General features: G+C 33.0%; 10 protein-coding genes. 2 read left to right on the forward strand and 8 right to left on the reverse strand.

All coding sequences use genetic code 11. The features are described 5' to 3' along the window. Nucleotide 1 precedes the first annotated feature (1 nt). The 3 genes from JC605_RS11435 to JC605_RS11445 are packed head-to-tail and all read right to left on the reverse strand — an operon-like array spanning nt 2 to nt 3483. Nucleotides 2-1339 carry a (Fe-S)-binding protein gene (locus JC605_RS11435; protein WP_198856313.1) on the reverse strand — a complete coding sequence of 446 codons (1338 nt, stop codon included), beginning with the start codon at nt 1337-1339 and terminating at the stop codon, nt 2-4. A gap of 6 nt (nt 1340-1345) precedes the next feature. Then, nucleotides 1346-2311, reverse strand: coding sequence for an MlaD family protein (locus JC605_RS11440; RefSeq protein WP_198856314.1), 966 nt, complete (start codon nt 2309-2311; stop codon nt 1346-1348). Between the two features lie 50 nt (nt 2312-2361). Continuing rightward, the gene (locus JC605_RS11445; RefSeq protein ID WP_198856315.1) at nt 2362-3483 is read right to left on the reverse strand and encodes an N-acetylmuramoyl-L-alanine amidase; all 1122 of its coding nucleotides are present in this window, start codon (nt 3481-3483) and stop codon (nt 2362-2364) included. A gap of 82 nt (nt 3484-3565) precedes the next feature. Here JC605_RS11445 and JC605_RS11450 point away from each other — a divergent pair, with 82 nt between their 5' ends. Both JC605_RS11450 and JC605_RS11455 read left to right on the forward strand, forming a co-directional pair. Further along, a complete protein-coding gene (locus JC605_RS11450) occupies nt 3566-6268 on the forward strand; it encodes a putative LPS assembly protein LptD (RefSeq protein ID WP_198856316.1) in 2703 nt (900 codons plus the stop codon). A gap of 29 nt (nt 6269-6297) precedes the next feature. Next, complete coding sequence (locus JC605_RS11455; protein ID WP_198856317.1) at nt 6298-6678, forward strand: RidA family protein; 381 nt, start codon at nt 6298-6300, stop codon at nt 6676-6678. On the opposite strand, the gene JC605_RS11460 is transcribed toward JC605_RS11455, so the two are convergent. The 5 genes from JC605_RS11460 to JC605_RS11480 form a co-directional block, all read right to left on the reverse strand. Beyond that, nucleotides 6659-7033: a methylglyoxal synthase gene (locus tag JC605_RS11460; RefSeq protein ID WP_044048067.1), complete on the reverse strand. Its 375-nt coding sequence runs from the start codon at nt 7031-7033 to the stop codon at nt 6659-6661. The two genes, JC605_RS11455 and JC605_RS11460, sit on opposite strands and share 20 nt — an antisense overlap. 10 nt (nt 7034-7043) lie before the next feature. Further along, a complete protein-coding gene (locus tag JC605_RS11465) occupies nt 7044-7895 on the reverse strand; it encodes an N-acetylglucosamine kinase (protein WP_198856318.1) in 852 nt (283 codons plus the stop codon). A 129-nt stretch (nt 7896-8024) separates the two neighbouring features. Continuing rightward, nucleotides 8025-9029 carry a type I glyceraldehyde-3-phosphate dehydrogenase gene (gap, locus tag JC605_RS11470; RefSeq protein WP_012026555.1) on the reverse strand — a complete coding sequence of 335 codons (1005 nt, stop codon included), beginning with the start codon at nt 9027-9029 and terminating at the stop codon, nt 8025-8027. 93 nt (nt 9030-9122) lie between these two features. Beyond that, nucleotides 9123-10109 (reverse strand): 6-phosphofructokinase, encoded by a 987-nt coding sequence (gene pfkA, locus JC605_RS11475; protein ID WP_198856319.1) that lies wholly within the window; start codon nt 10107-10109, stop codon nt 9123-9125. A 309-nt stretch (nt 10110-10418) separates the two neighbouring features. Beyond that, a complete protein-coding gene (locus JC605_RS11480) occupies nt 10419-14954 on the reverse strand; it encodes a translocation/assembly module TamB domain-containing protein (RefSeq protein WP_198856320.1) in 4536 nt (1511 codons plus the stop codon). Between the last annotated feature and the right edge of the window lie 95 nt (nt 14955-15049).

Raw genomic sequence — 15049 nt, forward strand, 5'->3', positions numbered from 1 at the left:
CTTAATTCTCGTTTTTCCAATTTAAACGGTCTTGCTGGCTATATTGCCATGGTGCACCGTTATTTTCAATGTTAGTCATCATTGCGTTTAATGACATTGGAGCAGCACTTTGTTCCATAACCAAGTAACGACGCATATCCATAATGATAGATAACGGACTAATATTTACAGGACATTCTTCAACGCAAGCATTACAAGAGGTACAAGCCCATAATTCTTCTGGAGTAATATAATCGTTTAGAAGTGATTTATTATCTGGAACAAATACACCTTTATTGGCATCGATATTTTTACCAACTTCTGTTAAACGATCTCTTGTATCCATCATAATTTTACGTGGAGACAATTTTTTACCCGTTTGATTTGCTGGACAAGACGAAGTACAACGTCCGCACTCTGTACATGTATAAGCATTTAATAACTGAACCCAGTTTAAATCCTGAACATCGCTTGCACCAAATTTACTCGGAGCCGCGTTTTCATCAACCGGAGCTGCCGCAAACGGATCAGCATTTGGATCCATCATTAATTTCACCTCTTTTGTCACAGAAGCTAAATTATCAAATTGCCCTTCTGGTTTTAAGTTTGCAAAATACGTATTCGGGAAAGCCAAAAGAATGTGCAAGTGCTTTGAGAAGTATAAATAGTTCATAAAAACTAAAATACCAACAATATGCAACCACCAAAAAACTTCAAACAATAACCCAACAACTTCGTTAGATGTACCATTAAAAATTGGAGCAATAAACTGGCTTATTGGGTAACTTCCTGCTTTATGAAAATGAGAATATCCACCTGGAACATTCTGCAAATGCAAATCTGAAGCATTCATCAATAAAAACAGAATCATTAAAACTGTCTCAAAATAAAGAATGTAATTGGCATCACTTTTTGGAAATCCGTTCAAGTCTGAATTGATAAAACGCTTTAAGCGAATTACATTTCTTCTAATCCAAAACGTTACTACAGCAATAATTACAAGTATTGCCAAAATTTCAAATGAAGCAATTAAAACGTCATAAACCACGCCTAAATAGGGTGCAAAAACTCTATGAGTTCCAAAAAGTCCATCAATAATGATTTCAAGTAATTCAATATTGATAATTATAAAACCTACATATACAAAGATATGCAGTATTCCAGCAACAGGGCGTCTCACCATTTTTGATTGCCCAAGAGCAATCAAGGCCATGTTTTTCCAACGAGCTTTAGGATTATCTTTTCGATCTACATCGACTCCTAAATTAATATTTCGGATGATTTTTTTTACGCTCGCTGCAAAAAAACCGAAACCTACTATAAGAAGTACTGCGAATAAAATATTATCTAAATAACTCATTTATACTTATTTTTTATCAGTTGAGTTTGTTTCTTCTGTTGGTGCTACGTATGGTTTGTTTTTCTTTCCAAAAAGAGAAACGTTTACGTAACGTGTTGGATAAAGACGAAGGTCTTGCAATAACAATTCTAGCTCTTTTGAAGTTTTAGTCAGGTTATTATACAATGCCTCATCGTTAAGTATTTTTCCTGCTGTCCCTTTTCCAGAATTCAAATTACTCATTAAAACATCAACTTTAGCTAAAGTTTGGTTCAAGTTGCGAACTGTTTTACCCAAATCTGCCTTGTTTAATGAATCTGAAATCTTATTGAAGTTGCCAGACATTTTATTGAAGTTTGTAACCATTCCATTTATCTGACCTTTATTGGTATCTAAGATATTGTTAAGACTACCAGATGCTTTATGAAATTGTTGCATTGTCTGACTCAACTCAGCAATTGTTTTCTTTAGATTTTCCTGAGTATTCTTGTCTAAAGTATTGTTTAATCCTGTAACCAAATTATCAATATTCAAAAGCATTTTATCAAGCTTTTGCTGAATTGGCTCTATTTTCCCTCCTAATGATTCTGTCAATCCCAATTCAACAGTAGAAGTTAATTTCTGTCCGTCTTCGGCTAATTCTTTATCAGCAAAATTTGGAATGATTTTAATTTGTTTTCCTGCAATTAAACTTGGAGAATAAATTGCTGCTGTACTGCTTTTAGAAATTGGAAAATCTGTTTTAAGCTGAAGTTCAACCAATAATCTACCAGTTACTTCATCAATTGTAATTTTACTTACTTTACCAATTGCAAGTCCATTAAGTGTTACTGGAGCTGATGGTGCTAAGTCTTCAACATTATCATATTCAGCGTATAATACGGTATAATTAGTAAAAAGATCTCTGCCTTTTAAAAAACTATATCCCCAGATAAATAATAAAATAGATACGATGACTAAAATAGCCGTTTTAATTTCTCTTGTTAGTTTCAAAATTCTAAGTGTTTGTACAAAATTAATATAAATATTCGAACTTGAGCTTATTATTTAATCGCGTCCTGAATACTGATTTTTTCACCATCTTTAGTTGCTACTAAAAATGCAGCGCCATATCCTTTACTTTTAGCTTCTTGCAGATATTTTTGGGCCGTCTCGTAACTTGAAGTTTCTTCGTAGAAATATTTATAAATATTGTTTTCATATACCATCGTTACATTTTTCAATCCTTTAAAGTTTTTAGGTTCTAAAGGTGTTTTTTTGATGCTAGCAATAAGCTGTACTTTAAAAAAAGTCCCTTTTGGACTATTCTTCGCTACTGCAACTGGCGCACTTGTTTTAGGTTTTGCAGGAGTAGTGTCTCTTACGGGCCGACTCTCAGTAGCTTCCGCTCCTGTCCCAAAATATTCGCGTTTGTAACTTAAGATTGCTTCTGCAATTGCTTTCGCAATATCATCTTGACCTTCTTCAGAATTCAAAATATTTCCTTCTGTTGGGTTCGACACAAAACCAGTTTCAACCAAAACCCTTGGCATATATGCTTTATGAAGTACCATAAAAGGCGCTTGTTTTACTCCACCATGACGAAGTTTTTTTCCCAATTTTTCAAAATTTTCCTCTATTTTGGTGGCAAGCGTTATACTATTATCTAAATATTCTTCTTGCATTAAAGTCATACCAATCATAGATTCTGGAGAATTAGGATCGTAACCTTCATATTTACGTTTATAATCTTTCTCTAATGTAATTACAGAGTTCTCTTTTTTTGCAGCTTCAAGGTTTGACGCTACTTTACTTAAACCCATAACATAGGTTTCTGTTCCGTCGGCTGCTGTATTTTTGTTTGCATTACAGTGAATAGACACAAAAATATTCGAATTTGCTCTGTTAGCAATATTAGCTCTCTCTACCAAATCTATAAAAACATCTGTTTTTCGAGTATAAATTACATTAACATTAGGATTTAGCTCTAAAATCTTTCCTACCTTCAAAACAATAGCTAAAGCAATATTTTTTTCAATTCGTCCACTGTAAACAGCTCCAAAGTCATGATCTCCATGTCCGGCATCAAGTGTTACCTTAAACACATTTGACTGACTATGAGCACAAAAGGACGATATTATTAGAAATAAAGTAAATATTACCTTAAATTTGTTAATTCTATTCATAAATCTAAAAGTTAATTTTAATAAAATGCAGCTGTTATAATTTTTAGAATTGATTATTTTTGCCAAAAAATTATATGTAAGTTTGACATGTCAAAAAACAAGCCATAATTTTACAAAAATAGCATTTAAACCTTTGCACACAAACTTATTTAATATCGTTTTAATATCATTTTTCCTAACTATAGGTTGTGGTAATTTATACTCGCAAGAAATAAAAAACAAAAAAAAGCCTTTACCTGCTGTAAAACAAACAGATAAAGAAAATCCTCCAATTACAGATACCATAAAACTAGATACGGTTAAACCAAAAAAGACTTTTTTGGATGGAAAAGTAAGATACAAAGCAAAAGACTATGCTAAAATTGATCAGAAAAAAAAGTTGATTACTTTATATAATGAAGCAGAATTATACTATAAAGATGTCGAATTAAAATCGGGTATAATTGTTCTTAATTACGAAAAAGATGAAGTTTATGCAGGAAGAATTAAGGATTCTGCAGGAGTACTAACACAATTTCCGAACTTCAAACAAGGATCAAGTGAGGTACAGCCAGATTCGATCCGTTTTAATTTTAAAACTAAAAAAGCTTTAATTTATAACTCAAGAACAAAACAAGGAGAATTAAACATTAAAGCTTCTGTTACCAAAAAAGAGAATGACTCCGTATACTTCTTAAAAGGAGCAATTATTACAACTGCTCAAGATATCGATAATCCTGAGTATTATTTCAAAACTAGCAGAATTAAATTTGTACCAGGCAAAAAAATTGTTGCCGGTTTAACACAAATGGTAATTGCTGATGTTCCTACACCACTTGCATTACCTTATGGTTTTTTCCCTTTAAGCAAAGAAAAAAGCGTCTCTGGTATTATTATTCCGAGTTATAACGATTCTAACACACGTGGATTTTCATTGCAGAATGGAGGTTACTACTTTGCGTTAAGCGACAATTATGACTTAACTGTACTTGGAGATTATTACACCAACGGAAGTTACGCCATGCGTTTTGAATCTGCATATGCTACTCGATATAAGTACCGAGGAAATGTCAATATCCGTTTTGAGAATTTAATTAGCAGTGAGCGCGGGTATCCTGATTATTCAAAACAAAGTATTTACAATATACAGTGGTCGCATTCTAAAGACACAAAATCAAATCCGAATTCTACTTTTTCTGCTTCTGTCAACATGGGTAGTAGTAAGTATTTCAAACAGTCGATCAACCAAGCAAATATTGGATCAAACTTAAATAACACATTAAGTTCATCTATTTCATATAACAAAACTTTCAACACCATTCCTGGCTCACGTATTTCGTTATCTGCAACACATAGCCAGAATACGCAAACAGAAGACATTATTATGACTCTTCCATCCTTACAAGGAAGTATCGATCGTGTCTATCCTTTTGTTGGAAAAGATGGTGTAAAGAAAGGATTAATCAAAAACATCAACTTACAATATAATGTAAGCGGTAAAAACTACTTTAAAACAAAAGATTCTTTGTTTTTTAAACCGCAGATGTTTGACGATGCGCAATTAGGATTACAACAGACTATTCCGTTGAGCACTAACTTTAAGATTTTCAAATATTTTAGTGCTGGAGCGTCTACAACCTATCAAGAAACATGGGTTAACAAAACAATCCAAAAAGAGTACGATCCTACTGCAGGACAAACAGTTAATAAATCTATAAACGGTTTTGACTCTTATAGAACTTATAATTTCAGCACCAATTTAGGAACAACTATCTACGGAACTTTTAACTTCGGAGACGACAAAAGAATTCAGTCAATTAGACACGTAATGCGTCCAAGTATAACTTATGCTTATACGCCAAGTTTTGAAAGATACTACGACACTTATGGAGTCGATGCTTCTGGAAGAATTACTTCTGAATATACTAGATTTGAAAACGGATTATTTGGAGCACCTGGAAAAGACAACTCTAATATTGTTGGTTTTGCCTTAAGCAATACTTTTGAAGCCAAAGTAAGAGACCGAGACAGCACAAAAACAGAGCCTAAAAAAATAATGTTGTTAAACAACTTAAACTTTAGCACAAGTTACAATTTTAATGCTGACGGCAAATCTACTTTTGGCTGGCAACCTGTTTTGGTTAGTGGTGGAACACAGTTTTTTGACAATAAAATGAATATGAACTTTGGAGCCACATTAGACCCATATGCAATTGATAATGGAGGAAACAAAATTGACAAATTCAATATTGACAATGGAGGAAGTTTATTTAGAATGACTAGTGCAAACGTAACTGTAAACTACTCATTCTCCAATAAAGGAACTGGAAAAGAGAAAGAAAAGAACACCCAGAGTCAGCGGAATGGAGGACGAAGCGATGACTTGTTTGGTACAAATACCGACTTAAATGACAGCCGTAACAGCCAATTTGCTAACGAGCCTGAAAAAGATGATGTAATTACAGAATTCTTCAATTCTAAAGTCCCTTGGGACATGACACTTGCCTATTCGTTAACGTATTCAAACGTAAAGCGAGAAAGCACTATTTCTGGTAATTCGATTATGATTTCTGTCAATACCGATCTTACTCCTAAATGGAAAGCCGGTGTTTCTACAGGTTATGACTTTGTACAAAAAGGAGTTACCTTTACACAATTCCGTTTTGAAAGAGATTTATTAAGTTGGAGAATGGCCTTTAACTGGCAACCATTAGGAACGAATTCTAACTGGAACTTCTTCATCGGAATTAAATCTGGTATGCTTAGCGATATCAAATGGAACAAACGAAGCGTTTCTAACAGATAAACTACTTTCGAATCAAAATAAATTTCATTATGAAAAAAATCATCTTTACCGAGAAAGCTCCGGCTCCAATCGGACCGTATAATCAAGCCGTATTGTCTGGAAACACACTTTATGCCTCTGGACAAATTGCAATCAATCCTGAGTCGGGAGAATTGATTACAGACAATATTAACGACGAGACCGATCAAGTGATGAAAAACATTGCTGCTATTCTTGAAGCTGCAAATATGACTTTTGAGAACGTTGTAAAGTCAACAATCTTCATTATGGACATGAACAACTTTGGAGCAATAAATACCGTTTACGGATCTTATTTTAACGAAAAAACCGCTCCAGCTCGTGAAACGGTTCAAGTGGCATGTTTGCCAAAAAATGTTAATGTAGAAATTTCTATAATTGCTGTGCAATAGCATCTAATAATAATTGTGCCGTTGCTTCATTGGTTGCCAGCGGCACATTATGCACATCGCAAACGCGAATTAGCATGTTAATATCTGCTTCATGCGGATGACTTGACAAGGGATCTTTAAAAAAGAAAACCATCTGCGTAATTCCTTCCGCAACTCTTCCTGCAATTTGCGCATCGCCTCCAAGAGGTCCAGAAAGCATTCTCTGAGTTTTAAATCCAGCAGCTTCTGCTTTTCCTCCAGTAGTACCAGTACCAATAAGCCTTATTTTTTCATTGTGCAAAACAGCTTCATTTTTGATTAAGAAATCAATTAAATCTGCTTTTTTTCCATCATGAGCAATAATGGCAATTTCCATAAAACCAGAACTATTGATTAGCGACATGGTAAGCAATTAATCCATCAATAGGTCTTCTTAAAACATTCCCTAATTGAAGTTCATATTTATTAAATGTCTCTTGCAATTCATCTTTCAAATAAAATGCAATAGAACCAACAAAATGTACTGGAACTTCTTTGCAGTTATCGAATTGTTTGATGTAATTTTTAACAAAAGACTTCATTCCTTTGAAAATGATTTTTCTGCAGAACTCAGTATCTTTATGCTTAATTAAGAATTTAGCATAAGTAGCTAAATAAGCATTAGGATTTGGCTCTTTATATAATTTGTTTTTAATAAAATCTGGATCAACGTCGTACTCTTTTTCAAGTTCAACAGCCAATTCTTTAGGCATTTTATTAAAATAGTATTTTCTAATTAATTCTTTTCCAAAAACGTTACCGCTACAATCATCCATTACGATGTAACCTAATGATTGTACTTTTTGATGCAACACTTTTCCATCAAAGTAACTGCAATTAGAACCTGTTCCTAAGATCGAAACTATAGCTTCTTGTCCTTTTGGAGTTGTTGCATATACTGCCGCATAAGTATCTTCTTGAACGTCTACAATTGCGTTAGAAAAATACTCTTGGAAAATTCTTTTTAACCACTCTTTCATTCTATCAGTACCACATCCGGCACCATAAAAGAATAAATGTGTAGCATTTTTTTTGTTTTGTAAGATATCAAAACGGTCATTTAATCTTTCAATGATTTCTGGCTCGTCTAGAATTTCAGGATTTAATCCTAAAGTTTGTGTTGTGAATAATACTTTTCCATTATCATCTATCGCAATCCAATCGGCTTTAGTAGATCCACTATCAACTATTAATTTCATTTGTTTAGTTTTTGGAATTAGGTTTTCTATTTTTAATTTAAAAGTGTGTTTTTTACATTAATTATAGAGGTAACAAAATAAGAAAATCCCGTTATTATAAGTAACGGGATTTTGCAAAAATATATATTATTATTTTAAACCTGCAATATGTACAGATAAATCAATTAATTTGCTTGAGTATCCGTACTCATTGTCATACCAAGATACTAATTTGAAGAAAGTTGAGTTCAAACCAATTCCTGCACCAGCATCAACGATTGAAGTTCTTTTATCAGAAATAAAGTCTTGAGAAACAACTGCATCTTCAGTATATCCTAAAATACCTTTCATTTCGTTTTCTGAAGCTTTTTTCAATACAGCTAAGATTTCTTCGTAAGTTGTTTCTTTAGCAACTTTTACAGTTAAATCTACTACAGAAACGTCAGCAGTAGGAACACGGAAAGACATTCCAGTTAATTTTCCATTCAAAGATGGGATAACTTTTCCAACCGCTTTTGCAGCACCTGTTGAAGAAGGAATGATGTTGATTGCAGCAGCACGTCCACCTCTCCAGTCTTTTCTAGAAGGTCCGTCAGCTGTCATTTGAGTTGAAGTAGTTGCGTGAACAGTAGTCATTAAACCTTCAACGATTTCGAAATTATCGTGGATAACTTTAGCTAAAGGAGCTAAACAGTTTGTAGTACAAGAAGCGTTAGAAACAACTAAATCAGAAGCTTTTGCAGTTTCGTGGTTAACTCCCATTACAAACATTGGAGCATCAGCAGAAGGAGCAGAAATGATAACTTTCTTAGCACCACCTTTTAAGTGCTCACTTGCAGTTTCGATAGTTGTGAAGATACCAGTACATTCAGCTACTACATCTACATCAACTTCGTTCCATTTTAAATCAGCAGGATTTCTTTCTGCAGTGATACGGATGTTTCTTCCGTTTACATATAATTTTCCTTCTTTAACTTCTACAGTTCCGTTGAAACGACCGTGAACTGAATCATATTTTAATAAATAAGCTAAGTGATCTACGTCTAACAAGTCATTGATTGCAACAACTTCTACATTATCTCTATTGAAAGACTCTCTAAAAACGATTCTTCCGATACGTCCAAATCCGTTTATTCCTAATTTTACTTTTGACATTTTACTAAATTTTTGCTTTTGTTTTTATTACACTAATTCAAAGTCTAATTTCCTCACAATAAACTTCTCTTTCTTTTTTAAACTTTATATTGGTTATGTCGACATGATGTCAGACACTCTTAACAATTCTCTATCAATTTCTGATTTACCTTTAATAGCTTGCTCAAGTGGTGTTAAGATTACTTTATCTTCACGAAGTCCAACCATATAGTTCGATTTTCCTTCAATTAAAGATTCTACAGCTTTAACTCCTAAACGGCTTGCTAAAACACGGTCAAAACAAGATGGAGAACCACCACGTTGCATGTGTCCTAACACCGAAACACGCACATCGTATTCTGGCAAATTAGCTTCAACATAATCTTTTAATTCGAATACGTTTTTACCAATTTTATCTCCTTCAGCAATTACAACAATACTAGATGATTTTCCTGACGCTTTACTTTTTTGAAGCGAATCTAAAAGACGATCTAAACCTAGATCTTCTTCAGGAATAAGAATTTCTTCTGCTCCTGCACCAATACCTGCATTAAGAGCAATATGACCTGCATCTCTACCCATAACCTCTACAAAGAAAAGACGGTTATGAGAACTTGCAGTGTCTCTAATTTTATCAATACAGTCTACAACAGTATTTAAAGCAGTATCATACCCTAAAGTAAAACTTGTACCATAAATATCATTATCGATTGTACCTGGAATTCCCATAACTGGGAAATCAAATTCTGAATTAAAAATTAATCCTCCAGTAAAACTACCATCACCACCAATAACAACCAAAGCATCAACACCTGCCTTAACAAGGTTGTCGTGTGCTTTTTTTCTACCTTCAGGGGTTCTAAACTCAACTGAACGAGCCGATTTCAAGATCGTTCCACCTTTGTTTACAATATTATTTACGCTACGTGGTCCCATCTCCTTGAAGTCTCCTTCAATCATTCCTTGATACCCTCTATAAATTCCGATGCATTCTATATTATGGTATGCGCAAGTTCGAACAACTGATCGTATTGCAGCATTCATTCCAGGTGAATCTCCTCCTGAGGTAAGAACACCTACTTTTTTTATTGTTTTTGGCATTATTTAAGTATTAAAGTGTAAAATTAGCAAACATTCAGCACTTTTCGGGTTACGATTATCATAAATTAATAAAATCTGTTAAATTCAAACGTTTTCGTTAATAAGTTTTTTCTAGGAAAAAATTTCATTAAAAATAATAAAACGCTATTTTTTTAATTAAATCGTCAAAATTAACAATACCCTGATGAAGTGTTATAAAAATCAGAATTTCCTGCTCACATGGAAAATTTTATTAGAGTGCCTAAATTTAGCACAAAAAAAACCATTATGAGAATAATGGTTTTATAAATGCCGATTTTTAACAAAGTGTTAATAATCGTTATCTGGAATCAATCCTTGATTATTAGTTGGTGCCTGCTGTTCTTTTTTCTTCTTTTCTTCTTCTTTCTTTCTTTTCTCCTCATCTTCTTTTGCTTTCTTCTTATTCTTTTCCGAATCTTTTTTACTTGTAAAATTCATGTAATCCGGATTTAGATAAGAATCCTGCATTTGATCGGCAGAAGAACCTTTTACAGCTTTTTCTATTTTATGGCTTTTAAATAACTTATTTACAAGCTCGCTAAAGGTATCAAAATCTACTTCATAAGAAATACCGACTCCTTGTGTATAACCAATTCCTTGTCCTATGTAATTAATATCATTTTCCTTATTGAATAAACGGAGATTCATTGTTCCATCTTCATTTACACGATATAAAATCTCAATATCTCCAACAATTGCAGATTCATTTACACCACCAACAGGAACTCCCAATTTACCATTAATCGTAATTCGTTCATTTACCTGAGACGATATATTGGCCACAAACTGACCATCAACCTCCTGCCCTGTCCTTCTATCTGCAGCGATATAATTTAAGTCAATATTTACTTTATCATTATCTGATTTGATAATCCCTCCTAATAAACTTGAAGCCGTTTCTGTTAATGTTCCAGAGAAATCTCCCTGACTAAATCCGTCAGTACTCATAAACGAACCTGTCGACAGCAGATAGAGTGCCTGCGTCTGGCGAATATCTTTGTCATCAAGCTTATATTGTATTTCCGATTTTAAAACATTACTCACAGAAGGGAATTGAATATCAAAATTTGGTTCTGGACTCGCCAAATCTCCTCTCAATCCGATAACGACCTCTACAGGAACTTTTTTATTAAATGAAGAAGTATTATCTAAAAGTACTGCCGGATTGGCTTGGGTTTTGTAAACTGCTTCCAAATTTAACTGAGCACGCATCGGGTTTCCTTCCCAAATAATCGAACCACCTTTTTTAACCGTAAACTTTTTATCGATAAGTCCGCCATATTTAAAGTTATAAGTTCCTTCATATGCCTGGAAATCTCCCCACATATTGAATTTACCCAATGTATTAATTTTAAACAAAAGCGATCCGTATCCTTTTCCTTTCATACCATGACCAGAATTTCGATCTAGAATAACTTCTACTTCGGCATCTGGTGTAATATCAAAATCAAATTCCAGTTCAAGTCCGTTATAATCTCTTGTTTTCTCAACAATTCCATTAGCTAGATTGTACTTCTCTTTTGGCGTCACAAAATGAATCCAGCTACTTTCTCCAACACTTTGCGTGTTATTGATTGGAATCTTAACCTCAGTACCTTTTTCAGATTTTGCATCTACTTTAATAAAAAGAGCTTCAACAGGACCTTTTATACTAGCAGATCCATTTATAAAGGCTGTTCCAAAATATGCAGCATCTTCACTGTCCTTTGTGTCCAATGCAACTAATCGTTTAGAAGTAACATTTAAATCTAATTTCCAATCACCAAAATTATTATGCTCGATACTTCCGTTCAGCAAACCCTTTGTCCCATATTTAGTATCAGTCAACTGATTATTTCTAAACAAGAATTTTTCGTTAGTTAAATCAATTACGGTTCGATCACTCAGTTCATAATCAGTATTTAGATACGGAATTGTCATTCCTGCTTTCTCAACATACAAACGTCCATTGATTTCAGGTTTTTTCAAATTTCCAATAACAGCCGCGTTTCCAGAAACAGAACCTCTAACATTAGAGATAACATCACCTCCTATAGTTCCTAATGTAGCCAAATTGAAACCTTCCAGCTTCAAGCTCATATCCATGATTGTTTCTTTATTCTCAATAGCAAAAGTTCCGTTGGCTCGAAACGATTCGGTAAAGCCATTTTGGATCGATGAATTAACTGTGAATTTCTTAAAATTCTCATCTCCCGAAATATCAAAATTAAGCGTACCCAATTCCGTCTTATTCATCACAAGATGGTCAATTTTAATGGATGCCGTGGGCTGATAAACATTTTTATTCTGCTTATAGTTCACATTTCCATTCAAATTACCATCAAATACAAATTTGGAATTTACCGGTGTAATTTTATTAATATCAACATCTTCAAAAGTGAGGACCAGATCTTTATAATCGGTGCCTTTTATAACTCCGTTTAGATCAATTTTTTGGTTTTCGTGAGATAAAACAATATTATCAAATGAGAAATTTTTAAAGTACTGATCAACTATAATCTGATTATCTTTTTCAGCATTTTCATTTAAGTACCACAGATAGTCTTTAAACTTCATTTCAGATTTCTTGATTCCGATAATATTATTTTTATTCTTATCAATGGTATGATACAAATCTAGATTAAAGTAATCCTCACCTTCATTTCCTCCTTTAAACTCCGAACGCACATAAAGAGTATCATTTGCGGTAACATTAATCAAATTAAAATCTCGTATTTTATAATAAGGTGTTTTTATACTGTCTAACTCAACATAAGCATTATAAAGCGGATTCTTATTGTCAATATTAATACGGATGTTATCAAATGTATTTTTATCAGCCGTGATTTTTTTAGATCTGAAACGGAATTTAAACTCTTGTAAATCAGAATCTATTTTCCCTCTAACAACTGTAGACGAATCAATATTAATTTCTGGATAAAGCATTTCGACCACTTTATCATAAACACGGAAATTGAAATTTAAAAACTGTCCTTTTTTAACTTTGTAAGGTTTATAATTGGTGTACAAACTACCAACTGAATTCATGATCAATTTATTCAATTGATCAAATCTAAATTTACCCACAATTTTTCCGTCAACAACATCATTTGAACTGATGGTAATCGTTCTCAAACGATCAGCATCAAAACTTGAATTCAGATTTACTTGATCAAAAACATAAGTCGATTTTGGATTTTGATATTCTGCATCATTAATAAAAATATCACCCTGCAGATTTTCAATAGAATTTCCAGATAGCTGAACGACAACATCCCCTTTAAAATGAGAAATCGAATCGCCAACAAATTTAAGTTTTCGCAAATCCGAATTTTCGACATTGATATGGAAATCATAACGATTTTCTTTTTTACTCAAATCTAGCAAACCATCAAAACTTAAATTCAAGTTAGGATCATTAATAGCAATTTGCCCTTTATAATAAGGAAGCTTAAAATTTCCGTTTACTACTATATTATTATAGGTGTATTTATTGTAATCTAATTTCGAAATGTCTCCTTTTATAACAGTATTCAAATATTTTTCAGTAAAACCAACTCCATCCACATCTAGATTCAAAGTAGTTCTGCCAATATCTTTTCGACTTAAAACAGCACCAACATCAAAGTTTGTCAAAATGATATTTCCAGAATAGGAAGCTTTATCAATAAAATCCATATTATTCATATGAAGATCGACTTGTCCATTTCCAAGATCGGTTGCCATTTTAAAATCTGTTTCTAAGGCTGTAGTCGAAACTTTTGCTTTTCCAACAATATTAAACTTACCGATTTTTTTCATTTCTTTCGGAAGCCTTTTTCCTAAAACCTCAGGAAGCAGCACCACGAGATCATCATAGCTAGAAAGCAACTTGTCAAATTTTCCATCCATAGAAAACTTCTGTTCTTTACTGCCTAAAAGATTTCTAAAATTAATTGTTCCGTTAATTTTTGATCCATTTGTATCACTTAATCTTAGCCTTGTTAGCAGCATGTTATTAAGCGGACCGTCTAGTTTTGTTTTTAGCTTAAAATGCTGGTTTTTGCCTAAACCATCGTAAAAATGACGAATATCGTTTGTTGCAATAGAAGAAGAATCTATCAACACATCAAATCGAACTTTATCTGTAAAATCCAGAAAATCTGAAGGCTTGTAATTTAGAATTGCCACGCCGTAAATTGAAGATCTTTTGGTTTTAATAGCCAGATTTTCGACTATAATCTGTTTTTTGGTATAACTAAATTTCCCCGCAAAATTAGAAACATACAAACCACGGTGATCCATAAACGAAAATCGGTGAATGTTTGTATTTACATCTGGCCCATACAATTTAAACTCGCTGATATAAGCGTTTAATTTTGTAAAATCTAGAAACTTTGGAGTCGTTTTATTTTCATCAATAACAGAAAATCTTCCTTTTTCTATATAACCATTTTTAGCCGTCAGCAAAAAATGTTTTGTTGATTTTTTCTTAGGCGTATCTTCAACTTCAAAAGCTTGTATAAACTTATTGATATTGTTTTCGTCTTCGCCTTTATAAGTTTTCAGATTAAAAATTAGGCCTGTCAAACGCAAATCTCCAAAAATCAAATCTCCATCTAACAGTCTGCTGAAACTCGCAATATCGGTAGTAATAATATCCGAATAAATCATCGTTTTTTTATGATGATCTAAAATCGTTACTTTTTTCAATTTTACTCCGCCAAAAATGTTGATTGCCGTTTTTTCGACATTAATATTAACCTTGTAATCTTCGTTTAATCGGTTGGTAACGTAATTGGCAATCTGAGTCTGAACGACAGGAAGAGATAGTATGATAGCAAGCGCTAACAAAAGTAAAATCAACCCAATTAGGGTTCGTGATATTATTTTCTTTACTTTTTTGATAGCTTCTTTAATTTTAGTTTCTTTTAAATTTATTTTGAACAGACAAAGAACGG

This window comes from Flavobacterium sp. IB48 (assembly GCF_016405855.1).
Classification (GTDB): Bacteria; Bacteroidota; Bacteroidia; order Flavobacteriales; family Flavobacteriaceae; genus Flavobacterium; species Flavobacterium ginsengisoli.

Bases quoted from the DNA above. Each gene is read 5' to 3' on its own strand.
- JC605_RS11435 (WP_198856313.1), bottom strand. From the start codon at position 1,339: ATGAGTTATTTAGATAATATTTTATTCGCAGTACTTCTTATAGTAGGT.
- JC605_RS11445 (WP_198856315.1), bottom strand. From the start codon at position 3,483: ATGAATAGAATTAACAAATTTAAGGTAATATTTACTTTATTTCTAATA.
- JC605_RS11455 (WP_198856317.1), top strand. From the start codon at position 6,298: ATGAAAAAAATCATCTTTACCGAGAAAGCTCCGGCTCCAATCGGACCG.
- JC605_RS11460 (WP_044048067.1), bottom strand. From the start codon at position 7,033: ATGGAAATTGCCATTATTGCTCATGATGGAAAAAAAGCAGATTTAATT.
- JC605_RS11465 (WP_198856318.1), bottom strand. From the start codon at position 7,895: ATGAAATTAATAGTTGATAGTGGATCTACTAAAGCCGATTGGATTGCG.
- gap (WP_012026555.1), bottom strand. From the start codon at position 9,029: ATGTCAAAAGTAAAATTAGGAATAAACGGATTTGGACGTATCGGAAGA.
- pfkA (WP_198856319.1), bottom strand. From the start codon at position 10,109: ATGCCAAAAACAATAAAAAAAGTAGGTGTTCTTACCTCAGGAGGAGAT.